The sequence below is a fragment of the Pseudomonas sp. PDM31 genome (genome assembly GCF_019218965.1).
GTDB lineage: Bacteria > Pseudomonadota > Gammaproteobacteria > Pseudomonadales > Pseudomonadaceae > Aquipseudomonas.
In genome coordinates this window covers 366,703-393,385 of the sequence record NZ_JAHUWS010000004.1, presented here as the reverse complement: position 1 = coordinate 393,385, position 26,683 = coordinate 366,703, and the positions used below count along the sequence as shown (strand labels likewise).

Sequence of the window (26,683 nt, the reverse complement as noted above, 5' to 3'; positions counted from 1 at the left end):
TAATCGAGAGGGCGTGAGCCCGGCGCTATCAGCACATTCGAAGCGAGTTCCCTCCATGAAAAGCCAACCCGATGCCGCCAGCCGTATGGTGGCCGAGGTAGTGACGCAATTGCCTGTGCCCTCGCGGCTCGGCATGCTGCGTTTCGAACGGCTGAATGAACCTAGCTGGGCGCTGCTGTTTCTCGATCCCAACTGCGAACGGCAGTTCGGCCTGCCGGCGGTGGACCTCTGTGCCTTGGTAGACTCGCCCTACGCCAGCCTGATGGAGCCGCAAGTTCGTTATCAACTGCACGACGCAATCCAGCAACAGTTGAGCGAAAGCACGCACTACCTGATCCACTATAACCTGCACACGCCCTCAGGCTCCCTGAACCTCCTGGAGATGGGCGAAGCCTACAAACAACACAATCGACACCTGTTGCGTGGCTATCTGATGGTGATCGGCGGCCTGTTCGAGGATAACCCGCTGCAGACCGCCCTGGACCTGGAAACCCAGAACTCGCGCCTGCAGATCGCCCTTGAGCTCAACCAGCGTACCCAGCAGGAGCAGTTGCAGCATCTTGACCGGGTGCGCGCTCAGCAAGACCTGATCCTGCTGCTGACCCGTCAACGCTACAGCAGCAACAACTCCTTGCGAGAAGCCGCCGAACTGATCACGCGCAGTGCTTGCGACATTTACCAGATCGACTGTGCCAGCCTGTGGAATCTCGAAGGCTCAAGGCTGATGCCAATCTCGGCCTATCACCGTGCAACCCACGAGTACCAGTTACCGGAACCGATCGACGTCAGCGACTTCCCCGACTATCTCGATGCCTTGCACACCGGCCGCGCCATCGACGCCCACAACGCCATGCGCGACCCGCGCACCCGGGAAATAGCCGAAAGCCTGCGCCCGCGCGATGTCAACGCCATGCTCGACGCCAGTGTCCGCGTCGATGGTCAGGTGGTCGGCGTGCTTTGCCTCGAACAAAACGGCGCCACCCGCGCCTGGCAATCTGACGAAATCGCCTTTGCTGGCGAACTGGCCGATCAGTTCGCCCAGGTCATCAGCAACCACAACCGCCGCACCGCCACCAGCGCCCTGTACCTGTTCCAGCGGGCAGTCGAGCAAAGCGCCAACGCCTTTCTACTGGTCAACTGCGACGGCGTGGTGGAGTACGTCAACCCAAGTTTCACCGCGATCACCCAGTACACCACCGATGAAGTCCACGGCCAGCGCCTGTCGGAACTGCCCGCCCTGGAGAACCTCAGCGAACTGCTGTTCGACGCGCCTTCGGCGCTGGCCAAAAGCAACAGCTGGCAGGGCGAATTCAAGAGCCGGCGCAAGAACCTCGAACCCTACTGGGGCCAGTTGTCGATTTCCAAGGTCTATGGCGACAACCGCGAACTGACCCACTACATCGGCATCTACGAAGACATCACCCAGACCAAACTCGCCCAGCAACGCATCGAGCGCCTGGCCTACACCGACAACCTGACTAACCTGGGTAACCGCCCTGCCTTCATCCGCAACCTCGATGAACGCTTCGCCCGGGACAGCGATGCGCCAATCAGCCTGTTGCTGGTGGACATCGACAACTTCAAGCGGATCAACGACAGCCTCGGCCACCAGACCGGCGACAAACTGCTGATCAGCCTGGCCCGACGCTTGCGCAACAGCCTGGTCTCGAGCGGCAGCCTGGCGCGCTTCGCCAGTAATGAATTCGCCGTGCTGCTGGACGACAGCGATCCCTCGTCAGGCCAGCAGGTCGCCAATCAGTTACTGGCCACCCTCGATAAGCCGATGTTCGTCGACAACCAGTTAATCAGTGTCACTGGCTCCGTAGGCCTGGCCTGCGCGCCGCTGCACGGACGTGACCCGCAGACCCTGATGCGTAACGCCGGCCTGGCACTGCACAAAGCCAAGGCCAACGGCAAACATCAGGTGCAGGTGTTCACTGAAGCACTGAATGCCGAGGCCAGCTACAAGCTGTTCGTCGAAAACAACCTGCGCCGCGCACTGACCCAGAACGAACTCGACGTGTTCTACCAACCCAAACTGTGTCTGCGCAGCGGTCGCCTGCTGGGTATGGAAGCACTGCTGCGCTGGGATCATCCGGAAAAGGGCATGATCCGCCCGGATCAGTTCATCAGCGTCGCCGAAGAAACCGGCCTGATCATTCCCATCGGCAAGTGGATCGCCCGCCAGGCCTGCCGCATGAGCAAAGCGCTGAGCGCCGCCGGCCTGGGCAACCTGCAGGTGGCGATCAACCTGTCGCCCAAGCAGTTCTCCGATCCGGAACTGGTTGCCTCCATTGCCAACATCCTCAAGGAGGAAGCCCTGCCGGCGCACCTGTTGGAGCTGGAACTGACCGAAGGCCTGTTACTGGAAGCCACCGAAGACACCCACCTGCAACTCGACCAGCTCAAACGCCTGGGCCTGACCCTGGCCATGGACGACTTTGGCACCGGTTACTCGTCGCTCAGCTACTTGAAAAAATTCCCCATCGACATCATCAAGATTGATCGAAGCTTCATTCACGAAATCCCGGACAATCAGGACGACATGGAAATCACCTCCGCGGTGATCGCCATGGCCCACAACCTGAAACTCAAGGTCGTGGCCGAAGGCATCGAAACCGCCGAGCAGTTGTCGTTCCTGCGCCGTCACCGCTGCGACGTCGGCCAGGGCTACCTGTTCGACCGCCCGATCCCGGGCGCCGATCTGATTGAGAAGCTAAAGCGCTACCCGCGTGGCCCGATATCACTGTAAGACACAGATCCCCTGTGGGAGCGGACTTGCTCGCGAATGCGGTAAGTCAGTCGACATCAATGTGCCTGATAAACCGCCTTCGCGAGCAAGCCCGCTCCCACAAGGGTAGTGCGCATCTGCCAGGTATTGGGCACACTGACGCTCTGACTATTTACAACCCAACCTGACTGAGAGGACTGATCATGGTTCTGCGCTCGGAAATTCTGGTGAACAAAAACGTGCTTCCTACTAAAGATCAAGCTCTGCCCGGCCGCGAAACACCGATGAACCTACCGGAAAGACATTTCGTCCACGACGCCCCGCTACTGGGCCCGTTCGCCACCGATGTCGACTTTGCGATCTTCGGCCTCGGCTGCTTCTGGGGCGCAGAACGTCGCTTCTGGCAGCGTGAAGGTGTGGTCAGCACCGTGGTGGGTTACGCCGGCGGCTTCACGCCAAACCCTACGTATGAAGAAGTCTGCTCAGGCCTGACCGGCCATAGCGAAGTGGTGCTCGTGGTCTATGAGCCGGCAAAAGTCAGCTACGAAGAATTGCTGAAGATGTTCTGGGAACTGCACAACCCGACCCAGGGCATGCGCCAGGGCAACGATATCGGCACCCAATACCGCTCGGTGATCTACGCGACCAACCCGACGCAACTGGCCGCCGCCGAACGCAGCAAAGAAGTGTTCCAGGTCGAACTGACCAAGGCTGGCAAAGGCCAGATCACCACCGAAATCGAAGAAGCCCCAACAGTCTACTTCGCCGAGGCCTACCACCAGCAGTACCTCGCCAAGAACCCGGAAGGCTATTGCGGGATCGGCGGTACGGGCGTGACTTGCCCGATCTGACGCAAAGCACTTGTAGGAGCCGGCTTGCCGGCGATGGCGGCAGTGGGTCCAGCGGTGACCTTTAGGGCGCCATCGCCGGCAAGCCGGCTCCTACGGGCCGAGCATTACTCGGCAATCAACCAATCCATCCGCCACCCACCCTGGGTCTGCCCAAGCTTCTCCGACAACCACGGCAGCAACTCGCGCAACTCCTCCTCCAGCCCCCACGGCGGATTGGCAATCGCCAACCCGGAACCATTCAGACAGTCCGGCGTATCCAGCGGATGCACCAGCAACTCTACCCGCAGCAACTTCGGCGCACCGGTGCCGGCCAGATCCTGATAGAAACGGCGCAACGCACGCTGATCCTTCACCGGGTACCAGATTGCCGCCACGGTCTGACGCATCCGGCCAATCGCCTCTTTCAACGATGCGGCGCAGCGCTGCATCTCGTCGAGCTTTTCAAACGGCGGATCGATCAGCATCACCGCACGCTTCTCCTGCACCGGCAACATCGCACGTGGAACATGCCAGCCCTCGCCCAAATGCACCTTGACCCGGCGATCACCGGCCATGTTGTCCTTGAGCAGCAGGCCATCTTCCGGATGCTTCTCATTGAGCATGACCCGATCCTGCGGGCGAGTCAGACGGCGCGCCAGCTCCGGCGAGCCCGGGTAATAGCGCAACTGGCCATCGGGGTTCATCTCATGCAGCACCTGCATGTAATCCGCCGTCAGCAACGGCAGATCCGGCTGATCCCACAAACGCGCGATGCCTTCCAGGTACTCACCGGTACGATTGGCCTGATCGCCCTGCAAGTCATACAGCCCGATCCCGGCATGGGTATCGAGATAGGCGAACGGCTGCTCCTTGCGCGACATCAAGGCGATGAGGCGGGTCAAGGTCAGGTGTTTGAACACATCGGCGTGATTGCCGGCATGGAAGGCGTGACGATAATTCATGGTTGCTCCTGCGCAGGGCGGCAAGTTTACCTTTTACCGGCCGGCAAGTCAGGACCTCGCAGCCGAGCGGCCAACCTGCCCTCCTCCCCCTGTAGAGCTGCCGAAGGCTGCGATCTTTTGATCTTGATCTTGTGACGATGCCTTCACCCGCCGAAGACTGCGCGAGCAACCGCCAACCACCAACCACCACTTTCAGCACATCCAAGCCTGCGACCCAGGCGTTTGGAGTTAGTTGACCACTATAGGTGTCAAAACTGTTCCCCAAAGACCATTATCAGCAACGCTGCCACTGAAAATGAACTGCGGCCCTATGCCACGCTGTATTGTTTTCGCCGCAGCAGCAATCGCCAACCAAGGTGAGGCGCACCCTGGAAAGCCAAGCGACTCATCAAGATTGCACACGCCTGCTTTGCCCATGGGAACGCCAGCCAGGGCACTTGCAATCGCGCCATGTCGTTGCGAATCGATACCCACCCGCCAGACTTGCTCGATGGAATTCGTGTCCACCGGTACCCAATCGAGGGATTGGCGCGTTGCGTAAACCAAATCATCAGCGGTGGGTTTACGCTCTTGTTCCGGACGGTGGAGGCGGGCGATAGGTACTAAAGTGGTTTGCGTCAGTTGATTTCCAAATAACAGTCCGGCAGCAACTTCTGCTGTGCCTGCGGGAAGCTTCGGAGCAAATTGCAAGGCGACAACCAACAACAACGCCTGATCTTGGATACGATGATCGAGCCAATGTTCCACTGCGGTCAGACCACCGACCTCGAGGGGGGTGGAAGATTGACGAATACCCGATTCGCGCCAGGCGCGACGCCACACTCGACGCCATTGCTCCTCCGGCAAACCGGTATCAACTTCCAGCAAAAGGGCCAAAGGCTGATTGTCGGGAAGCTTCACTAAAGCAGGCGCCAAATCGGCAAGCACTGACTTCAATATCCGCAACAGCGTTCGCCTGGGGTCCCCATCGATACCGCTGGAGAGGCGGGTGTGCCGCGATATCTCTCCGCCCTGCCTCGCTGGCTGCGCCCTCAAAGGTGTTACGCCACCCAGTAACTTATCAAACTGCTGAGTCGCAGGCTCCCCAGGTACTCGAAGCGTGGTATACAGACTCGCTTCTAATACTTGCTGGTAGCGTCGCCCCTGACGATACTTACGGCTCATGTCCTTTTGACGAGCCTCATCCCAGCCATCGGCAACAGAATGTTGACCAACGTGAAGCAACAAACGACCGAAGCCCAGCACGCACCAGCCCAGGAAAGGAATTCCGATGGCCGGGAGCCATAACTCGATAGGCTGTTGAGTAGTCGTATGGCCGCCAAACAATACTATCCATCCAATACCCAGCAATAAGGACGCTATCAATAGACTGAACCATAACCAGGCTCGTGGTGGGTCAGGGCGTGGCGCCGGACTTGGGATCTTATCAATTCTGATTGGCATTATTTTCAAGCACCTTGGGCATTGCAGCGACTTTCGAAAAACAAAATTTTCAAATCCTCTGTCGGGCATAGATGCAGTATCCTAGGCATCTCAATTTCGATGGTCATTTTGGAGAACTACATTGCAAGCTGCTGCTCACCTTGTTTGCAATAGAGAATCGCAGCCCATCAATATCTGCATGCCCTCCACATACACCCAAACCAAGAGCGGTCGGATCTACTCCTTCCGAAAAAATCTCCAGAAAACCTCCACTCTGCTTAAGCAAAACTTGACCAACTTCAGACTTATATACGAGCCCTGAACCGGTCGCGACCATAACCAATGAAAACGCGCAAACATGCTGATAGGCTTGAGTACTAGTGAGTTCCACCTGAAAACCCAAAGCAACTGGCTTTATGCTAAGACAATCGTTGAATTTCGCGGAGCATTCGGCGCTGCCATCCAAGTACGTGCACAGCTCGCTTTTTTCGAGATAAAGTCCGGTCCAATCATTTACAGACGTCTGTTTTTCCACTCCAGCAATCGCGCTTGATGTTGTCAGACTGGAAAAATCTGTCGCTTCAGCGAAAGAATAAAAGAAAGCCAGCGCATTTAGTAAGAACCCTAAAGAAAAAAACGATTTCACTCTCTCGCCCTCAAGTACCTTGCTCTGTTTCGGCCTGGTTCGTATTGGATTAACTCTTGAGTTTCTTGGATGTAGTTTGCTAGCGACTCGCGGTTATTTTCGGAAATATACGGCATCTGCCTACTCCAAATGCTTCCTTGTTGATATGTAAAGTCAACAGCTATATCTCTAATCCGCGCATCAAGGCTTCTCCACTCAGGCATAACAGAGCTAATAGTAGAGCTGTATTGTATTTGCGCAGCAACTTCGTATCGCGGATACACTACATCTTCAAATAAAATTCGTTGCGCTGTCTGCGAAATAGACCCGAATTCGTCTCTATTCAGATTCACAAAATCTCGAGCAGCTTGACCGGAGAGACCGGCACCACGGGAGAATTTTTCAACGGAAATAGTATCTACTCCCGCGGCAATCAGATCAGAAGCAACCGACTGTGGTGTTCGATGGCGCATGTCATAACCGCGCCCCAACGTCACTCCCGAAGCACCTCCTGGCCAATGCAATTGCCTACTGAAAAAAGGACTGCTGGGAATATCATTCCCTTCCGCATCGAACGTCACTTGGCCTCGCTCGACGATTAAGTCGTTTTGACTTCGAAGGATGCCGAAAAGACTAATCAACCCTATTGGATGAAAGTGAAACACCTCTCCATGCTCCGGCAGCCCAACCCGCTCCGCCACCTCACTCCACCAACTCAACTGCCTGATTCGCCGCTTCTCCTGAAACCAATTCAAGTTCGGCGTCGAGCCACTATGGCCGAGCAATTCATCAAGTCGATCCCATTTGCCTTCCTTGTAATACCACTCGCTGTCACAACAAACGATCAACTGCGAAATCGCCTGTGCGTGGGCCGGCATGCTGATTGCTGCTCGCAGCTCTTTAGCTGTCATCCGGCCATCCCGGTTGCGGTCGATAATGTCGTACAGCCGCTGCTTCAACGGCCCCGTGTCACCCTCATCCGCAATTGGCCCAAAGCGTTCAAGTTGCGACTCGCTCAGTTTTTTCATGGTACGAAGGAAAGAGGCCAGGAATTCCTGAGGAACGTCGTATTCGTAGATAAAATCGTAGCCTTCCCACGCCCACGGGCTCACCCAAGGCGTGACGCCGATTTCTTCGCGCACCCAGCCCTTCAGCGGAGTGTTATTGGTGTCATGCAACAGTTCTTCCAGGTAATACCAGTTGCACGCCTTGCGGGGCGGACTCGCGGGCATGTGTCGCTTGTGACTGGCCGGTAATTTGTCCAACAGAGTCTTGGGGACGAGCAAGTCGGCAGCACTGAGCGGACTGGAGGCCCTCGATGCTTCCAATTGGCCAGCGGTGAGATTGCCCTCCGGCGAAACGACGGGCGTCCCCACGGCGAGTTTGAGCCAGGTTTTGTCTTTTTCCGGCAGGCGCTTGGCCCAGGCCCGACTGGCTTCAATAAATAATTCAACGTCATCGCCGCTGAAGGTTTCCAAGTGCAGCCTTTCCTCCAGCAAGCCAGTACCGTTGTCGTGATACAGGCCAAGATGACCGATCAGATCGCCCGCCTTGACAGCGACGGGGGTACCGAGCACTACCACTTGATCAACCGCTACAGGCTCAATAGCGTTTTCCAGCGCGTCGAATTTCACATATTGGTTTACGCGTTCTAGTTTGCGAAATTCGCCTGTGCCACTGACCGTGATATCTGATCCTGTCGGCAGCTGGAAGATTACGTTGTCTTTAGCAATCACCGGCGAAGAGCGGACGTAAACCTTTGGTTGCGATGACTGGACACGAGTCTCTTTGCGGTCTTGGTCGCTGAGCACTCTGGCAGCGATGTACCCCTTGATAGAACCGTCGGCATTGAGCAGTTCGGCCGGCCCCAAGGTGTTTTCCAACTTGCGGAATTCCCCAGTGCCACTGATGTTCACCTCAGCGCCTCGCGGCAGGAGATCAATCATCTGGCCATGCCACTTGTGACTTACTTGCAGGCCTGACTGCTCAGGTGTACTCGGGTGGAAATCCTTTACGGCTTGCTTCACGCGATGAGTTGGTCGTTCGGGCCAGAAACCCGGGCGGGTGAGTGTGGAATCCCGATACACCGCCCAGTCCTGCAGGTGCATGTACAGGCTGTAGAAAGTCAGGCTCGGCGGCGCATCCGATTTGCCCTGGATTCTGGGAAGTTGCAAACGATGGCGCACCAACACGAAGTTGCGTGAGTAGGAGTTCTCAGATGCTTGCTGGTTGGCGGTGTAAGTTGTTTTCGGAGAATGGGTGTCAATGCGGTAAGCCACCACTTCGCCGTCGGCGAGGCAGTGCACGCTGGATTGTTTCAGGGTGCCGGCGGTGCCGCTGTCGAAATGCACACCGCCGTGCCACAGTCCGCCGCGCCCGAGGGGGTAGTAACCGGCATTAGCATTGGCCAGGTGGGTCAGTTGCTCCAGTGGGTTACGGCTGTCCTTGAACGGATGGCACCAGTTCTTCAGCGGTTGCAAGGACTCTTGTGGCAGAGATTTTTCCGGTAAGGGCTGCGCAGCGGTCAGGGCCGGGGAGCTCTGCATGGCCGATCTATTTAAACCTGCCTTGCGACCAAATGAAGACTCGGTGCCAAAAAACCAGATGAGCAAGTCGCGCATGCTGTGTTCACTCCTTGTGTGGCAGCTCTCACGGGGTAGTCAGCACGCATGGCTGCTCCTTCCTGGACCGTGCGGAGACGGTCAGGTAGGGCCGTAATGCATGCTGGTGCCAGAGGACAGGAGCTTTGGCTAAGCGGACTTGGTTTTAAATAGGACGTTTTCACGGAGCTCGTAGGAGGATTCCGAATCTTGAGTGCGCTTAATCCGTAAGGAAAATCTCTTGCTGAGAAGATGTCCATGCACGGCCACTTCTTTGATCGTGTCGACCTAGCGAAGTGGGCTTCCCTCGGACCGCTGCAATCGCTGGCAGAGCCCTTTGCGAGCAGGTTCGCTCCTACAATGGGAGAGCCGTGTAGCAGGAAGGGGTTGGTGCATAAATCGCGTTTGTTTAAGAACTCTCTCGAACACTCCTTGAAAGCTACAAAATCTTGCGTCACTGCCTACAGCTACGCCAGAATCCGCCCGCTTGTGCGCCTCGGAGCCGCTCGGTAACTTGGCTTGCGTCACTGCCCATCAGTGATCGGGTTTAGTCGCCTGTAGTAGCTAAGTTGTGTAAGCGCCATTCAATCATGTATGCCGTACCTGTTGTTATGGTGGCTGTGCGCAGGGCACTTTCGAGTGCGCCGATTTCTTAGCTCGTCGGTCGACTAACCTGTGCACAGCTGCCTCCATTCGTTTAGTCGCGGACCGGAAAAGCAGCCTCCATCCGAGAGCTAAATCATGGTCAAGGTAACTCCCGATCCTCCGACAGATTCGCCATCACCACACAACACTTCTGACCCCTTAAGACCGCAGTTGGCTGCCAGCATAATGGCCGCGCCGCACAACCCCAGCCCCTTCTTCACAGTCAATCCGGAACTCGATACAGCAACTTTGCTGGTATATGCATGTGAGTCACTGGCATCGGCTAGCGTGATGTCCACGGATCTGGCGGACCATCTTGCAAGGGACCCCGCGCAACGCGCTGCTGGGGATTGCGCAGGTGATCATGCTGGGTGAGCTGGCGGTAAATCGAGCACTGGATCAACTTGATCCGCAGTGACTGTCTTGGCATAGCTAACACCATTGCAGCAGCTACGCAGAATGCTTTTAACAATCGTCTGATGCTATGAACGAAAACGGCCCGCATCCAAAGGAAGCGGGCCGTTTCATGTGCAGCGAAAGATCAGAGCCTCAGCTCATCCCCATCACTTGTTCAGACGGAAATCTGCCTCGGCAGCAGCAAAGCGCTGCAGCATGCCGGCAGTCGGCGCGCCCAGCTTGCTGACGATGTAGATCGCCAGGCTGGCGAAGATGAAACCAGGGATGATTTCGTACAGGCCCAGCAGTTCGAAGTGTTTCCACACGATCACGGTGATCGCGCCAACCAGGATACCGGCCAGTGCGCCGTTGCGGGTCATGTCTTTCCAGATCACGGAGATCAGTACGACTGGACCGAACGCGGCACCGAAACCAGCCCAGGCGTAGCTCACCAGGCCCAGCACGCGGTTTTCCGGGTTGGCCGCCATCGCGATGGCGATCAGGGCAACCAGCAGCACCATGGCGCGGCCGACCCAGACCAGTTCAACCTGGGAAGCGGACTTGCGCAGGAAGGTCTTGTAGAAGTCTTCGGTCAGGGCGCTCGAGCACACCAGCAACTGGCAGCTCAGGGTGCTCATTACCGCCGCCAGAATGGCCGACAGCAGTACCCCGGCGATCCATGGGTTGAACAGGATCTTGGCCAGTTCGATGAACACACGCTCGTGGTTTTCGGTCACGGGACCGGCCACTTCAGGGTGCGCCGAGAAGTAAGCGATACCAAAGAAGCCTACGGCCACGGTGCCGCCCAGGCACAGGATCATCCAGGCCATGGAGATGCGACGGGCCTTGGCGATCGATTTCACCGAGTCGGCCGCCATGAAACGCGCCAGGATGTGCGGCTGGCCGAAGTAGCCCAGACCCCAGCCCATCAGCGAGATGATGCCGATGAAAGTGGTGCCCTTGAGCATGTCGAAGTTGCTTGGGTCTTGCGCTTCGATGGCCAGGAAAGTGGTGTCGACGCCGCCGGTGGCCAACAGCACGATAACCGGCGTCAGGATCAACGCGAAGATCATCAGGGTGGCTTGTACGGTATCGGTCCAGCTTACAGCCAGGAATCCGCCGATAAAGGTGTAGGCAATAGTCGCCGCAGCACCGGCCCACAGCGCTGTCTCGTAGGACATGCCGAAGGTGCTTTCGAACAGACGGGCGCCGGCTACGATGCCGGAAGCGCAGTAGATGGTGAAGAACACCAGGATCACGACGGCGGAGATGATCCGCAGCAGGCCGCTTTTGTCTTCGAAACGGCTGGAGAAGTAGTCCGGCAGGGTCAGCGCATCGCCGTTGTGCTCGGTCTGCACGCGCAGACGGCCGGCGACGAACAGCCAGTTCAGGTAGGCACCGACGATCAGGCCGATAGCGATCCAGCTTTCGGACAGACCGGACATGTAGATGGCGCCCGGCAGGCCCATCAACAACCAGCCGCTCATGTCGGAAGCACCGGCGGACAACGCGGTCACGACGCTGCCCAGGCTACGGCCGCCCAGAATGTAGTCGGAAAGGTTGTTGGTGGAGCGATAGGCCATCAAGCCGATCAGCACCATTGCTGCGATGTAGATCACGAACGTGATCAGGGTTGGATTGCTTACGCTCATTTAAGTGACGCCCTGGCTTTGTTTTTATGTAGCGGCGGCTGGTGAACCGCGCGCAAACGGTGACGTTTGACAGACGATTCGGGATCCCGCGCATTTATGACCGATGTTTCCCCAGGAAAGCCATCGGCCGGAGCACCCGGATTTCGACCGGGTTGCACCTTGGGCGCGAATGCTATTCAACAAAGCAAATAAGGTGCAACCTGTTTCGTGCGAATAAGTTGCACCGAGTCTGAAATAAACTTCAAACCCGCTTTTTTGCTCCTTTTCGGAGCAAGAACCACCGCCAACCTATCCAAAAAGCACCAAGCAGAGACAACGCTGACGTACCAGAATTTATTTCCTGACGAGCTGCGTAATATTCCGATAAAAAAAGGGTTGCACCCGGTTGCACCTCAACAGGCGCACGGCTAATCTTGCCGCCAGCTGATGCCACGCAGTCGTGGCAAACATGAGGATAAAAACATGGCTACCACCACCCTTGGGGTCAAACTTGACGACCCGACCCGCGAACGCCTCAAGGCCGCCGCGACCTCGATTGATCGCACGCCGCACTGGCTGATCAAGCAGGCAATCTTCAATTACCTGGAAAAACTCGAGGGTGGTGCAACCCTGACTGAGCTGAGCGGTTTGACCAAGGATTCCGACGACACCGTCGATGCGCCTGTGGATCATGCCCACCAGTGCTTCCTGGAATTCGCCGAAAGCATCCTGCCGCAATCGGTGCTGCGCGCTTCGATCACCGCCGCCTACCGTCGCCCTGAGCCGGAAGTGGTGCCAATGCTGATCGAGCAGGCGCGTCTGCCGGCACCGATGGCCGAAGCCACCAACAAACTTGCCGCATCCATTGCGGAAAAACTGCGCAACCAGAAGAGCGCTGGCGGCCGTGCCGGCATCGTTCAGGGCCTGTTGCAGGAATTCTCCCTGTCGTCCCAGGAAGGCGTGGCGCTGATGTGCCTGGCCGAAGCGCTGCTGCGCATCCCGGACAAAGGCACTCGCGATGCGCTGATCCGCGACAAGATCAGCACCGGCAATTGGCATCCGCACCTGGGCAACAGCCCGTCGCTGTTCGTCAACGCCGCTACCTGGGGTCTGCTGCTGACCGGCAAGCTGGTGTCCACGCACAACGAAGCCGGCCTGACTTCGTCCCTGAGCCGCATCATCGGCAAGAGTGGCGAGCCGATGATCCGCAAGGGCGTCGACATGGCCATGCGCCTGATGGGCGAGCAGTTCGTCACCGGCGAAACCATCGCCGAAGCCCTGGCCAACGCCAGCAAGTTCGAAGCCAAGGGCTTCCGCTACTCCTACGACATGCTCGGTGAAGCTGCGCTGACCGAACACGACGCGCAGAAATACCTGGCCTCGTACGAACAAGCCATCCACTCGATCGGCAAAGCTTCCCACGGTCGCGGGATTTATGAAGGCCCGGGCATTTCCATCAAGTTGTCTGCCTTGCACCCGCGTTACAGCCGTGCGCAATACGAGCGCGTGATGGACGAGCTGTATCCGCGCCTGCTGTCGTTGACCCTGCTGGCCAAGCAATACGACATCGGCCTGAACATCGACGCTGAAGAAGCCGACCGCCTCGAGCTGTCGCTGGATCTGCTCGAGCGCCTGTGCTTCGAGCCGCAACTGACCGGCTGGAACGGCATCGGTTTCGTGATCCAGGCTTACCAGAAGCGTTGCCCGTACGTGATCGATTACGTGATCGACCTGGCTCGTCGCAGCCGTCATCGCCTGATGATCCGCCTGGTAAAAGGCGCGTACTGGGACAGCGAGATCAAGCGCGCCCAGGTCGAAGGCCTGGAAGGCTACCCGGTGTACACCCGCAAGGTGTACACCGACGTTTCCTACATCGCTTGCGCACGCAAACTGCTGTCGGTACCGGAAGTCATCTACCCGCAGTTCGCCACGCACAACGCCCACACCCTGTCAGCGATTTATCACATTGCCGGTCAGAACTACTACCCTGGCCAGTACGAGTTCCAATGCCTGCACGGCATGGGCGAGCCTCTGTACGAACAGGTTGTAGGCAAGGTATCCGAAGGCAAGCTGAACCGCCCGTGCCGCGTCTACGCTCCTGTCGGCACCCATGAAACGCTGCTGGCGTACCTGGTTCGTCGCCTGCTGGAAAACGGCGCGAACACCTCGTTCGTCAACCGCATCGCCGACCAGTCGATTTCCATCCAGGAACTGGTTGCCGATCCAGTGGCAAGCATCGAGCAGATGGCAACGCTGGAAGGCGGTTTCGGCCTGCCACACCCGCGCATCCCTATGCCGCGCGACCTGTATGGTGCCGAACGCGCCAACTCCAGCGGCATCGACATGGCCAACGAACATCGTCTGGCTTCGCTGTCCTGCGCCCTGCTGGCAACCGCTCACAACCACTGGAAAGCCGCGCCGATGCTCGGTTGCGCCTCCAGCACTGAAACTCCGGCACCGGTGTTGAACCCGTCCGATCTGCGCGACGTGGTCGGTCATGTGCAGGAAGCCACGGTAGAAGACGTCGACAACGCCATCCAGTGCGCTCTCAACGCCGCACCGATCTGGCAGGCCACACCACCAGCCGAGCGCGCCGCGATTCTGGAGCGTGCCGCCGACTTGATGGAAGCCGAAATCCAGCCGCTGATGGGCCTGTTGGCCCGCGAAGCCGGCAAGACCTTCGCCAACGCCATCGCCGAAGTGCGCGAAGCCGTAGACTTCCTGCGTTATTACGCGGTGCAGGCACGCAACGATTTCACCAACGACGCTCACCGTCCGCTGGGTCCAGTGGTGTGCATCAGCCCATGGAACTTCCCGCTGGCGATCTTCAGTGGTCAAGTGGCTGCGGCACTGGCTGCCGGTAACCCGGTACTGGCCAAACCTGCGGAGCAAACGCCGCTGGTGGCCGCTCAGGCCGTGCGCCTGCTGCTCGAAGCCGGCATCCCGGAGGGCGTACTGCAACTGCTGCCGGGCCGTGGCGAAACCGTCGGCGCAGGCTTGGTGGGTGATGATCGCGTCAAAGGCGTGATGTTCACCGGCTCCACTGAAGTGGCTCGTCTGCTGCAACGCAACATTGCCGGTCGCCTGGACAGCCAGGGTCGTCCAATCCCGCTGATCGCCGAAACCGGTGGCCAGAACGCGATGATCGTCGACTCCTCGGCCCTGACCGAACAAGTGGTGATCGACGTGGTTTCGTCGGCCTTCGACAGCGCCGGTCAGCGCTGCTCCGCCCTGCGCGTGCTGTGCCTGCAGGAAGATTCCGCCGACCGCGTCATCGAAATGCTCAAGGGCGCCATGGCTGAAAGCCGTCTCGGCAACCCTGAGCGCCTGTCCGTGGACATCGGCCCGGTGATCGACGCCGAAGCCAAGGCTGGCATCGAGAAGCACATCCAGGCCATGCGCGACAAAGGTCGCAGCGTGTACCAGGTGGCTATCGCCGACGCCGAAGAAGTCAAACGTGGCACCTTCGTGATGCCAACGCTGATCGAACTGGAAAGCTTCGACGAACTGCAACGGGAGATCTTTGGCCCGGTACTGCACGTGGTTCGCTACAAGCGCAAAGACATCGATCAACTGATCGCCCAGATCAATGCTTCCGGCTACGGCCTGACCCTGGGTGTACACACCCGCATCGACGAGACCATCGCCAAGGTGATCGACACCGTCAATGCCGGTAACGTCTACGTCAACCGCAACATCGTCGGTGCCGTGGTCGGCGTGCAGCCATTCGGCGGCGAAGGCCTGTCGGGTACCGGTCCGAAAGCCGGCGGCCCGCTGTACCTGTACCGCCTGCTGTCGACCCGTCCTACCGATGCGATCGAACAATCCTTCGCTCGCGGTGACGCCATCGCAGCGCCGGACGTTCGTCTACGCGATGCCATGAGCAAGCCGCTGACCGCGCTGAAAGCCTGGGCCGACAGCAACAAGTTCGCCGACCTGAGCACCCTGTGCGTGCAGTTCGCCGCGCAATCGCAAAGCGGGATCACCCGTGTACTCGCCGGCCCGACCGGCGAGCGCAACAGCTATGCGATCCTGCCACGCGAACACGTGCTGTGCCTGACGGAAGTCGAAGGCGATCTGCTGACGCAACTGGCAGCCGTACTGGCTGTAGGTGGTTCGGCGGTATGGCCGGAATCGGACTTGACCAAGGCCTTGTTCGCACGTCTGCCGAAGGACATTCAGGTGCGCATCAAGCTGGTTTCCGACTGGAACAAGGACGAAGTGGTATTTGATGCAGTCCTGCATCACGGCCATTCCGATCAGTTGCGTTCGGTTTGCCAGCAAGTGGCCAAGCGTGCCGGTGCGATCGTCGGGGTTCAGGGCCTGGCCCAGGGCGAGAGCAACATTGCGCTGGAGCGCCTGGTGATCGAGCGGGCGTTGAGCGTTAACACCGCTGCGGCGGGCGGTAACGCCAGCCTGATGACCATCGGTTAAATCCGATAAACCGGGCAGCCGCGAATGCTGCCTGGCAACCAAAACCCTGTGGGAGCGGGCTTGCTCGCGAAAGCGGACTGTCAGTCAACTTAAATGTTGAATGGAGCCTCTTCGCGAGCAAGCCCGCTCCCACATTTGCTTTGTGGCGCCTGCAAAGTCGCCGCCCGGCCCAATTATCACGCTCATCAATCATGCTATTCAGCATAAATTCACATGACTAGACTCGGCCCATCCCAATAAAAGGTAGGCCGCCATGTCCGAGACGTTGCTCAGTTCCCGTAATCTGGCTTTCGAGCTGTATGAAGTCCTCGATGCCGAGGGCCTGACCCAGCGTGAGCGTTTCGCCGAGCACAACCGCGAAACCTTCGATGCAGCCATCGGCACCGCCCGCAGCATCGCCGAGAAGTTCTTCGCCCCGCACAATCGCAAGGGCGACGAGAACGAGCCGCGCTATGAAAACGGCCAGGCAATCCTGATTCCGGAAGTGAAACCGGCGGTGGATGCCTTCCTCGAAGCCGGCTTTCTCAACGCCGCGCGCAGTTTCGACGCTGGCGGCATGCAGCTCCCCACGCTTTTGTCCCAAGCCTGTTTTGCGCACTTCCAATCGGCCAACGCGGCATCGACCTCTTATCCGTTCCTGACCATGGGCGCGGCCAACCTGATCGAGAGCTTTGGCACCGAGGAACAGAAGCGCCGCTTCCTGCAACCGATGATCGATGGACGCTTCTTCGGCACCATGGCCCTCACTGAACCTCACGCCGGCTCATCGCTGTCGGATATTCGTACCCGTGCCGAGCCTGCGTCCGACGGCACCTATCGCCTCAAGGGCAACAAGATTTTCATCTCCGGCGGCGATCACCCGCTTTCCGAAAACATCGTGCACATGGTGCTCGCCAAGTTGCCGGATGCGCCGGCCGGAGTGAAAGGCATTTCCCTGTTCATCGTGCCCAAGTTCCTGGTGAACGATGACGGCAGCCTGGGCAAGCGCAACGATGTGCTGCTGGCTGGCCTGTTCCACAAGATGGGCTGGCGCGGCACCACGTCTACCGCGCTGAATTTCGGCGATAACGGTGAGTGCGTCGGTTATCTGGTGGGCAAGGCGCATCATGGCTTGAGCTACATGTTCCAGATGATGAACGAAGCGCGGATCGGCGTCGGCATGGGCGCGGTAATGCTCGGCTACGCCGGTTATCTGTACTCGCTGGAATACGCCCGCGAGCGCCCGCAGGGTCGCGTGCCGGACAGCAAGGACCCAAACACCGCGCCGGTGGCAATCATCCAGCACGCCGACGTCAAACGCATGCTGCTGACGCAAAAGGCTTACGTCGAAGGTTCATTTGACCTCGGGTTGTACGCGGCGCGACTGTTCGATGACACCACCACCCTTGAGACCGAGGCGGAACGCAAGCAGGCCCAGGAACTGCTGGATCTGCTGACGCCGATCGTCAAATCCTGGCCGTCGGAGTTTTGCCTCAAGGCCAACGAACTGGCGATCCAGATCCTTGGTGGGCACGGTTATACCCGTGAGTATCCGGTGGAGCAGTACTACCGCGACAATCGCCTGAACCCGATCCACGAAGGCACCCACGGCATTCAGTCGCTCGACCTGCTGGGCCGCAAGCTGGCGCAGAATGGCGGTGCAGGGCTTAAGCAACTGATCCGCCTGATCGCCGATACCGCTGAGCGAGCACAGGCCCATGAATCGTTGACTGCGTTGCGCGAGCCGCTGGAAAAACTGGTGGCGCGCCTGCAGGGCGTGACCATCGGCCTGCTGATGGACCTGGCACAAGGCAAGGTCAACAGCAGCCTGGCGAACTCGGCGCTGTACTTGAAGGTATTTGGTCACGCAGTGATTGGCTGGCGTTGGCTGGAGCAGGCGATTCGTGCCGAGGAAGGCCTGGCCAAAGGCAATACGGCGGATGCGAGCTTCTATAAAGGCAAGCTGCAAGCGGCGCGCTACTTCCTGACGTGGGAAGTACCGGGTTGTCACCATGAACTGACGATTCTTGAGGCGCGGGATGATGTTTGCCTGAACATGCAGGATGAGTGGTTCTGATCCAAGTCTTGAGGTGCAGCTGAAATCCATTCGCGAGCAAGCCCGCTCCCACAGTTGAAATGCGATCCACTGTGGGAGCGGGCTTGCTCGCGAAGAGGCCCGCACCGACAACCCATCAGCTCAAGCGAAACCCACCCATCTGCCGCGCCAGGTCATCCGCCAATCGCTGCAACGTCTGACAGTCTTCGCGGCAAGCCCTGACCTCCCCCGCCGTCGCCCGCGCCAAATCCGAAATCCCCTGCACATTGCGATTGATTTCTTCGGTCACGGCCGACTGCTCTTCAGTCGCGGTCGCCACCTGGTGGTTCATGTCGCTAATGCGTTCTACCTGCCCGGTAATCGCCGTCAGCGACGCGCCGGTGCGCTGGCTCGACTCGACGCCGGTACCCGTCGCCGCCTGCCCGGCATGCATCGAGGACACCGCGTTTTCCGCACCCAGCTTGAGGCTGCCAATCATCTGCTGAATTTCATCAGTGGACGACTGGGTACGCCGCGCCAGGGTTCGCACCTCATCGGCAACCACCGCGAATCCGCGCCCCATGTCTCCGGCCCGAGCGGCTTCGATGGCCGCGTTCAACGCCAGCAGGTTGGTCTGCTCGGAAATCCCGCGAATCACCGCCAGTACCTGATCGATCGAGGCCACCTGATGGGCCAACTCCCCCACGGCCGTGGCCGCCACGCCGATTTCGTCGGACATGCTTTCGATATGCCGAATCGATCCGCCGACCACATCCCGCGCCAGCAGCGCTTCATCCCGGGCCGATTGCGAGGCGACTGCCGCGTTGCCCGCATTCTGGGCGATCTCCTGCACGGTCAGGCCCATTTCGTGGACAGCGGTGGCAACCATATCGGTCATTTCCTGCTGGCGGCCGGAGCGTTCAGCGGTGTTATCCACCACTCGCGCCACTTGGCTGACGGCGGTGCGCAAGCGTTCGCTGGTGGTCAGCACTTCGCCGATCATGCCGTGCTGGCTGTCGAGGAAGCGATTGAATCCGCGTGCCAGGTCCCCCAGTTCATCAGCGCGACTGGCATCGAGCCGGTGCGTTAAATCTCCACCGCCGCTACCAATGGCAACCAATGCGGCTGTTACCTGCCGAATCGGCCTGACCAGACCACGGGCCAGCAATACCACCAGCAACAGGCACACCAGCGCCACCGCCAGACCGATGCCACTGCTCATCCACATCGCGCGACGGGATTCGGCGTAGATCTGCGATTGCGGCACTTCGGCCACCAGGGTCCAGCCGAGATCGCGCAGGGGCAGACTTAATGCGAGGAAGTCTTCACCGTCGCGCTGGAAGCTGCTGCTGGTGGCAGTTTTTTGACCCATCACCGCCTGGGCCGCCGAGCCGCCGATTTGTTCGACCAGGGTGCGCTTACCGCTGAATTGCGCCTCCGGGTGGACCTGGATCAAACCGTCAGAACGCACGAGATAGACCTTGCCGCGCTCGCCAAAGTTGAAGTTGTGGATCAGCTCAGACAGCTCTTTCATGCTCAGGCCAAGCCCGGCAACACCCACGACTTTCCCGGCCTGCTCGACTTTGAAGTCGATGAAAAGCGCCAATTCTCCGGTGGCGGTGTCATTGTCGATATTGAGAGTGCGTGGCTGGTTGCTGTCGAGGAAAGAGTAGAACCAGGCGTCTGTGGGGTTGGAACGACTGAGCGTCCGGTCCAGACCTTTTTCGGTGAAATAATGGTTGGACGCGCTGCCGATAATAATCGCGGTAAAGGCCTTGTGCTCGGCGCGGATACCTTCCAGATAGGTAGTAAAAGTGCCGGCCTGGTCACTGTCTTCGCCCCCGGCCAACCAGTCACGCACCATGCTGTTGCTGGCGATATCCCTCGCCGCGGTGAGGGGTTGGACGAGGATGCGCTCGATGTCGTTGCGCATCGCTTCGATACTCGACGGCAGTGCCTGCTCGACCAGGTAGCTCTGGGCGAGGCGATTAACTACCAGGGTATATAGGCCAACCACAATCAGAATACTGACCAGCAGGGCACTGCCCATGCTGAGGATCAATTGCCACTGGATACTGCGTCGCCAGAACTGCATGGAGCACCCCCAAAGAATAAGAGGCTGAAACACTGCAACAGCCATGCCGAATGTATACATTTACATCGACAATTTATTCTTTGGTTGTGCGCAAAACCGATCAGGCCTGGTTGATCGTCTTGGAAATCACTTCGACCGTGGCGCTGACTTGCTCTTGGTAACGGTCGAGTTCGAGCTTGTGCTGCTTTTGCATTTCAATCTGCTGGGAACACAGATTCATCGCGGCCAGCACCAGCAGTCGGTCACCGATCAGCGTCGGGTACTTCCTTTTGGTATCGGCCAAGGCAGCCTTCAACATCAATGCGGCGTCCAGCAGGGTCTGCTCTTCCCCGGCCGGCGCCCTGATCGAATAGTCCTCTCCCAGGATCGAGACGACCTTTACCCCTGCGGCGTTGTAACTCATGCGCTGACGGGACCTGCGCTGACGCGCTCGACCAGAGCCTGGATGCGAGCCGCAGTGGCGCCTTGCTTCTCTTCCTGCTCCATCAGGCTCAATTGCAGGCTTTCGTTCTCATCCTTGGCCTGGGCCAATTCTGCGGTCAGGGTCTGGTTGGTGCCGAGCAGGGCCTGGTTCTGTTGTACCAGGTCGCTGACCAGTTGTTCCAATTGGCTTAGGGATGCTTCCAACATTTTGATTTTCCGGACTTTTTCAAAGGGCGCGTACGATAAAGAAAAGTCATCATGGATGCCAGGGTTATACGGGCGCAATGCCTTGATTTTCCTGGCGGGTGACCTTTCCCGCGAGTTTTAAAGACTGTACTACGGCGATCTGGTTCCTGCACTTCGTCGCCCGATCTCGCCAGCTGGGTCGAATGCTTGGGCGGTATAGCCTTTTGTGGCTTGAGGGGCTTGAGGGGCTTGCTGTGGCGAGGGGGCTTGCCCCCGTTCGGTTGCGCAGCAACCGTAAAACCTGCAGACGGGATATTCCAGGAAATATTGCACCGGCCGACTTGGGGTCGCTTCGCGACCCAACGGGGGCAAGCCCCCTCGCCACAGTGACTGCACTCAATTTGAGATCGCAGTTAGCTCCGTCAAAAAGCTTTTTGACAGCATCGCATTTCAACAGGTTAGAATCGCTGGCACGCAGACTGCATGGTCAGTTTGTGCCCGCCTTTCAGCTTTCTGGAGTACTGCCTTTGAATGCGACGACCATCAACAGCCTGTTCTTGATCGGCGCGTTGCTGGTAGGTGCAAGCATTCTGGTGAGTTCGCTTTCATCGCGCCTCGGCATCCCGATTCTGGTGATCATCCTGGCCGTCGGCATGGCGGCCGGCGTTGACGGTGGCGGCATTATTTTCGACAACTACCCCACGGCGTACCTGGTCGGCAACCTGGCACTGGCGGTGATCCTGCTCGACGGTGGCTTGCGCACCCGGGTCTCGAGTTTCCGCGTCGCGTTATGGCCGGCGTTGTCGCTGGCCACGGTCGGGGTGTTGATTACCACAGGGCTGACCGGCATGGCCGCCGCGTGGCTGTTCAACCTGAACCTGATTCAAGGCCTGCTGATCGGCGCCATCGTCGGCTCCACCGACGCAGCGGCAGTGTTCTCGTTGCTGGGTGGCAAAGGCTTGAACGAACGGGTGACCGCCAGCCTCGAGATCGAATCCGGCAGCAACGACCCGATGGCGGTATTCCTCACCGTCACCTTGATCGACATGCTCGCCAGCGGCGAGACCGGGCTGCACTGGAGCCTGCTGACCCACCTGTTGCGCGAGTTCGGCATTGGTGGCGTCATCGGCCTCGGCGGCGGATGGCTCATGCTGCAACTGGTCAACCGCATCAACCTGGCCACCGGCCTTTATCCGATCCTGGTCATTGCCGGTGGCCTGGTGGTGTTTGCTTTGACCAACGCCCTGCACGGCAGCGGTTTCCTCGCGGTGTACCTGTGCGGCCTGGTGATCGGCAACCGCCCGGTGCGCAGCCGCCACGGCATCCTGCACATGCTCGACGGCATGGCCTGGCTGGCGCAGATCGGCATGTTCCTGGTGCTGGGTTTGCTGGTGACGCCTCACGACCTGCTGCCGATCGCCCTGCCGGCGCTGGCTCTGGCGCTATGGATGATTCTGTTTGCGCGGCCGTTGTCGGTCGTGGTCGGCCTGCTGCCGTTCAAGGCTTTCCATGGACGCGAGAAGGCGTTCATTTCCTGGGTAGGCTTGCGTGGCGCGGTTCCGATCATTCTGGCAGTGTTCCCGCTGATGGCCGGCCTGCCTAACGCCCAGCTTTATTTCAATCTCGCATTCTTCATCGTGCTGGTATCGCTGCTGGTGCAGGGCACGAGTCTGCCCTGGGTCGCCAAACTGCTGAAAGTGACCGTACCCCCGGACCCTGCACCAATCTCCCGCTCCGCTCTGGAGGTGCACGTCACCAGCGAATGGGAGTTGTTCGTTTATCGCCTTGGCGCAGAGAAATGGTGCATCGGCTCCCCCCTGCGGGAACTGAAAATGCCCGAGGGTACCCGCATCGCGGCCCTGTTTCGCGGCCAACAATTGCTCCATCCGTCGGGTAGTACGGTGCTCGAAGTCGATGATTTGCTGTGCGTAATCGGCCATGAGCACAACCTGCCGGCCCTGGGAAAACTCTTCAGCCAGGCCCCGCAACGGGGCCTCGATCTGCGCTTCTTCGGCGACTTCGTCCTCGAAGGAGACGCCCAGCTGGCCGCGGTTGCTGCACTCTACGGGTTGAAGGTCGAAGGCATCGATCCGGACATGTCCCTGGCCCGCTTCATTGCCCAGAAAGTCGGTGGCGCACCAGTGGTCGGCGACCAGGTGGAGTGGAACAACACCATCTGGACAGTTGCGGTCATGGACGGGAACAAGATCGGCAAAGTGGGCGTCAGATTCCCCGAAGGAAGTCGCCCGGGCCCCGGGCTCTTCCTCTAAACTGCTCCCACTATCACTTGCTTGACCGGTCTTTATGCCTAACCTGCGCTCCATTTTCGCCATTGCCCTGCTGGGCTTGACTCTTTCTGTCGGTTCCCTTGGTTTACCGCAAGCGGCACAAGCGGCCGAACCGCCTAGCAGCGAAGCCGTGCAAGCGAGCCTGAACAAGATCGCTGATCGCAAGCTGCCGGAAGCCGATCAAAAGGCCCTGCAAACCGTCCTGCAGAACACCCTCACGCAGCTCGACAGCAAACGCGATTACGAGCAGAAGCTGGCCGATCTCAAGCAGCAGTTGAGCAGCGCACCCCGGCAGACCATAGAGAACCAGCGCGAACTGACCCGGCTCAAAGCCACCACCGTATCGCCGGTCGCGCAACGCTTCGCCAAAGAGCCGATTCAGCAACTGGAGCAGGTGCTCACCGAACGCTCGACGCAGCAGAGCGATCTGCAAAAAGCCCTGGCCGAAGCCAACAGCCTGATCATCACCGCCCAGACCCGGCCGGAGCGGGCCCAGGCGGAGATTTCCGCCAGCCAGACGCGCATCCAGCAGATCAACAACATCCTCAAGACAGGCAAAGACGCCGGCAAAACCCTGAGCGCCGAGCAGCGCGACCAGCTCAATGCCGAACTCGCGGCACTGAACGCCCTGATTCCACTGCGTCGCCAGGAACTGGCCGGCAATACCCAGCTGCAAGACCTGGGCAAGAGCCAGCATGACTTGCTATCGGAGCGCTCCGAGCGCCTGGATCAGGAAATCCAGGACCTGCAAAACCTGATCAACCAGAAGCGCCTGGCGCAATCCCAGGAAACCGTCACCCAGCAATCCATCGAAGCACAAAAGTCCGGTGGCAGCAGTCTTCTGGCCACCGAGAGTTCGGCCAACCTGAAACTGTCGGACTACCTGCTCAAAAGCACCGACCGTCTCAACGAAGTCACCCAGCAAAACCTGATGACCAAGCAGCAACTGGACAGCGTGACCCAGAGCGATTCGGCCCTGGATGAACAGATCAACGTGCTCAAGGGCAGCCTGCTGCTGTCCAAGATTCTGTACAAACAGAAGCAGGCCTTGCCGCGCCTGCGGGTCGACCGCAACCTTGCCGACCAAATTGCCGACATCCGCCTGTATCAGTTCGAAGTCAGCCAGCAACGGGAGATGCTCAGCAATCCGGCGACCTACGTCGACAACCTGCTGTCGACCCAGCCGCCTGAGCAGGTCACCCCACAGCTGCGCAAAAGCCTGCTGGAACTGGCCACCACCCGTGCCGACCTGCTGGAGCGGCTCAATCGCGAACTTAGCGCGGTGCTCAACGAGTCCATCACCCTGCAGTTGAACCAGAAGCAATTGCTCAGCACCGCACAAAGCCTGCGAGCGACGCTAGATGAGCAGATGTTCTGGATTCCCAGTAACAAACCGCTGGACCTGGAATGGCTGTACAGCGTGCCGGATCGCCTGGAGCGCCAGGTCGACTCGCTGCCATTGACCTCAAGCTTCAGCGAGCTGGTCGACGGCCTGACCCAGCGCCCCCTGCTCTTCCTGCCATTGGCCCTGCTGATCGGCGCCCTGCTGTGGCGGCGCAAGCAGCTGTATGCGCGACTGAACAAGGTGCACCAGGACATCGGCCACTTCAAACGCGACAGCCAGTGGCACACGCCCCAGGCGATCCTGATCAATATCCTGCTGGCGATGCCGGTGGCACTGGCCTTGGGCTTGTGCGGCCTGGCCCTGCAAATCGATGCACGGGAGCAAAACGCCAGTGTCGGCGCAGCGTTGATGCAAATGGCCCAGGCCTGGCTGGTCTTCTATACCGCCTACCGGATTTTGTCGCCCGGTGGCGTGGCGGAGTTGCATTTCCGCTGGGAAAAACCCCAGGTCGAATTCCTCCGTGGCTGGGTCCGCCGCTTGGGCATGGTGGTGATGGCCCTGGTGACAGTGGTGGCGGTTGCCGAACTGCAACCGGCGGCATTGGCCGATGACGTACTCGGCATGCCGGTGGTACTCACCTGCTATGCCTTGATGACGCTATTGCTCAGCCGCTTGCTGATCAGCAGCCCGACCCACGAAAACGCCTCGCTGTTCCGCAAGACCCTGGGAATCATGTTCACCGCCCTGCCCGTCGCGCTGTTCGTGGCAGTGTGCTTCGGCTACTACTACACCGCGCTGAAACTTAGTGATCGCCTGATCAACACCCTGTACCTGCTGATGTTCTGGCTGGTGATCGAAGCCACCTTCGTGCGCGGCCTCAGCGTGGCGGCTCGCCGCCTGGCCTACCAGCGCGCCCTGGCCAAACGCCAGGCGGCGAAAGAGGCCGGGGACGGCGAAGCGGTGATCGAGGAACCCACGCTGGACATCGAGAAGGTCAACGAACAGTCCCTGCGCCTGATCCGCCTGGCGCTGCTCAGCGGCTTCATCGCGGCGCTGTACTGGGTCTGGTCCGACCTGATCTCGGTGTTCTCGTACCTGGACAACATCACCCTGTACGAATACACCAGCGGCACCGGCGCCAACATGAGCATGGTGCCGATCAGCATCGGCGACATGCTCGGCGCACTGATCATCATCGGCATTACCTTCGCCCTGGCGCGAAACCTGCCGGGCCTGCTGGAAGTGTTCGTGCTGTCGAAACTCAACCTGGCCCAGGGCAGTGCCTACGCCACCACCACCCTGCTGTCCTACGTGATCGCCGGCGTTGGTTTCGTCTCGACCCTGTCGACACTCGGCGTGAGCTGGGACAAGTTGCAGTGGCTGGTGGCAGCGCTGTCGGTCGGCCTCGGCTTCGGTATGCAGGAGATCTTCGCCAACTTCATCTCCGGCATCATGATCCTGTTCGAGCGTCCGGTGCGCATCGGCGACACCATCACCATCGGTAACCTGTCGGGCACCGTGAGCAAGATCCGCATCCGCGCCACCACCATCACCGATTTCGACCGCAAGGACATCATCGTCCCGAACAAGACGTTCATTACCGGACAACTGATCAACTGGTCGCTGACCGACACCATCACCCGGGTAACCCTCAAGCTCGGCGTGGACTATGGCTCGGACCTCGATCTGGTGAAAGAATTGCTGCTCAAGGCCGCCCGCGATAATCCGCGAGTATTGAAAGATCCGGAACCCCACGTGTACTTCCTGAACTTCGGTGAAAGCACCCTGGACCACGAATTGCGCATGCACGTGCGCGACCTCGGTGACCGCAACCCGGTGCTCGACGAGGTCAACCGCTTCATCAACCGCGAGTTCAAGAAGCAGCACATCAACATCTCGTTCCGCCAGATGGAGGTTTACCTGAAGAACCTGCACGGCCAGGAATACAAGATGGTGCCGATCGAGCCGGAAGCGAAAACCATCGTGCCGATCGTCGACCGCAAGCCCGCGCAAGAACCGCCCGCCGCCAAACTCGACTAACCGGCCAATCCCCAGC

General features: G+C 59.2%; 14 protein-coding genes and 2 pseudogenes. 7 read left to right on the top strand and 9 right to left on the bottom strand.

The window, feature by feature from the left end:
- Nucleotides 1-55 precede the first annotated feature (55 nt).
- Both KW839_RS10565 and msrA read left to right on the top strand, forming a co-directional pair.
- Nucleotides 56-2,752 carry a bifunctional diguanylate cyclase/phosphodiesterase gene (locus KW839_RS10565; protein WP_060542684.1) on the top strand — a complete coding sequence of 899 codons (2,697 nt, stop codon included), beginning with the start codon at nucleotides 56-58 and terminating at the stop codon, nucleotides 2,750-2,752.
- A 182-nt stretch (nucleotides 2,753-2,934) separates the two neighbouring features.
- Nucleotides 2,935-3,582, top strand: coding sequence for a peptide-methionine (S)-S-oxide reductase MsrA (msrA, locus tag KW839_RS10560; protein WP_060542683.1), 648 nt, complete (start codon nucleotides 2,935-2,937; stop codon nucleotides 3,580-3,582).
- Nucleotides 3,583-3,686: 104 nt separating this feature from the next.
- Here msrA and KW839_RS10555 read toward each other — a convergent pair whose 3' ends face one another.
- The 4 genes from KW839_RS10555 to KW839_RS10540 form a co-directional block, all read right to left on the bottom strand.
- Nucleotides 3,687-4,523, bottom strand: a complete 837-nt coding sequence (locus KW839_RS10555) for a 23S rRNA (adenine(2030)-N(6))-methyltransferase RlmJ (RefSeq protein WP_060542682.1) — start codon at nucleotides 4,521-4,523, stop codon at nucleotides 3,687-3,689.
- 228 nt (nucleotides 4,524-4,751) lie between these two features.
- Nucleotides 4,752-6,035 carry a hypothetical protein gene (locus KW839_RS10550; RefSeq protein ID WP_256352599.1) on the bottom strand — a complete coding sequence of 428 codons (1,284 nt, stop codon included), beginning with the start codon at nucleotides 6,033-6,035 and terminating at the stop codon, nucleotides 4,752-4,754.
- Between the two features lie 34 nt (nucleotides 6,036-6,069).
- The gene (locus tag KW839_RS10545) at nucleotides 6,070-6,591 is read right to left on the bottom strand and encodes a hypothetical protein (protein ID WP_218424273.1); all 522 of its coding nucleotides are present in this window, start codon (nucleotides 6,589-6,591) and stop codon (nucleotides 6,070-6,072) included.
- A complete protein-coding gene (locus KW839_RS10540; protein ID WP_218424272.1) occupies nucleotides 6,588-9,191 on the bottom strand; it encodes a hypothetical protein in 2,604 nt (867 codons plus the stop codon). Before KW839_RS10540 ends, KW839_RS10545 begins: the two co-directional genes overlap by 4 nt.
- A gap of 720 nt (nucleotides 9,192-9,911) precedes the next feature.
- Here KW839_RS10540 and KW839_RS10535 point away from each other — a divergent pair.
- Nucleotides 9,912-10,233, top strand: a pseudogene (locus tag KW839_RS10535) (DUF6124 family protein).
- A 145-nt stretch (nucleotides 10,234-10,378) separates the two neighbouring features.
- Here KW839_RS10535 and putP read toward each other — a convergent pair.
- Nucleotides 10,379-11,863, bottom strand: a complete 1,485-nt coding sequence (gene putP / locus KW839_RS10530) for a sodium/proline symporter PutP (protein WP_060542676.1) — start codon at nucleotides 11,861-11,863, stop codon at nucleotides 10,379-10,381.
- Between the two features lie 462 nt (nucleotides 11,864-12,325).
- Here putP and putA point away from each other — a divergent pair, with 462 nt between their 5' ends.
- Nucleotides 12,326-16,276 carry a trifunctional transcriptional regulator/proline dehydrogenase/L-glutamate gamma-semialdehyde dehydrogenase gene (gene putA, locus KW839_RS10525; protein ID WP_218424271.1) on the top strand — a complete coding sequence of 1,317 codons (3,951 nt, stop codon included), beginning with the start codon at nucleotides 12,326-12,328 and terminating at the stop codon, nucleotides 16,274-16,276.
- Nucleotides 16,277-16,529: 253 nt separating this feature from the next.
- A complete protein-coding gene (locus tag KW839_RS10520; protein WP_218424270.1) occupies nucleotides 16,530-18,332 on the top strand; it encodes an acyl-CoA dehydrogenase in 1,803 nt (600 codons plus the stop codon).
- Nucleotides 18,333-18,447: 115 nt separating this feature from the next.
- Here KW839_RS10520 and KW839_RS28115 read toward each other — a convergent pair whose 3' ends face one another.
- From KW839_RS28115 to KW839_RS10505, 4 genes and pseudogenes are all read right to left on the bottom strand, one after another.
- Nucleotides 18,448-19,179 carry a methyl-accepting chemotaxis protein gene (locus tag KW839_RS28115; RefSeq protein WP_371318068.1) on the bottom strand — a complete coding sequence of 244 codons (732 nt, stop codon included), beginning with the start codon at nucleotides 19,177-19,179 and terminating at the stop codon, nucleotides 18,448-18,450.
- A gap of 135 nt (nucleotides 19,180-19,314) precedes the next feature.
- Nucleotides 19,315-20,340: pseudogene (locus tag KW839_RS28110) on the bottom strand (cache domain-containing protein); the annotation flags it as partial.
- A gap of 145 nt (nucleotides 20,341-20,485) precedes the next feature.
- Nucleotides 20,486-20,788 carry a cell division protein ZapA gene (locus tag KW839_RS10510; RefSeq protein ID WP_060542672.1) on the bottom strand — a complete coding sequence of 101 codons (303 nt, stop codon included), beginning with the start codon at nucleotides 20,786-20,788 and terminating at the stop codon, nucleotides 20,486-20,488.
- On the bottom strand, nucleotides 20,785-21,015 hold the full coding sequence (locus tag KW839_RS10505; protein ID WP_053153499.1) for a hypothetical protein: 231 nt from the start codon (nucleotides 21,013-21,015) through the stop codon (nucleotides 20,785-20,787). The genes KW839_RS10510 and KW839_RS10505 overlap by 4 nt, the downstream gene beginning before the upstream one ends.
- 506 nt (nucleotides 21,016-21,521) lie before the next feature.
- Between KW839_RS10505 and KW839_RS10500 the strand changes: the two genes are divergently transcribed.
- Nucleotides 21,522-23,264 (top strand): potassium/proton antiporter, encoded by a 1,743-nt coding sequence (locus KW839_RS10500; RefSeq protein WP_060542671.1) that lies wholly within the window; start codon nucleotides 21,522-21,524, stop codon nucleotides 23,262-23,264.
- A gap of 34 nt (nucleotides 23,265-23,298) precedes the next feature.
- Complete coding sequence (gene mscK, locus KW839_RS10495; RefSeq protein ID WP_218424269.1) at nucleotides 23,299-26,667, top strand: mechanosensitive channel MscK; 3,369 nt, start codon at nucleotides 23,299-23,301, stop codon at nucleotides 26,665-26,667.
- Nucleotides 26,668-26,683 lie beyond the last annotated feature (16 nt).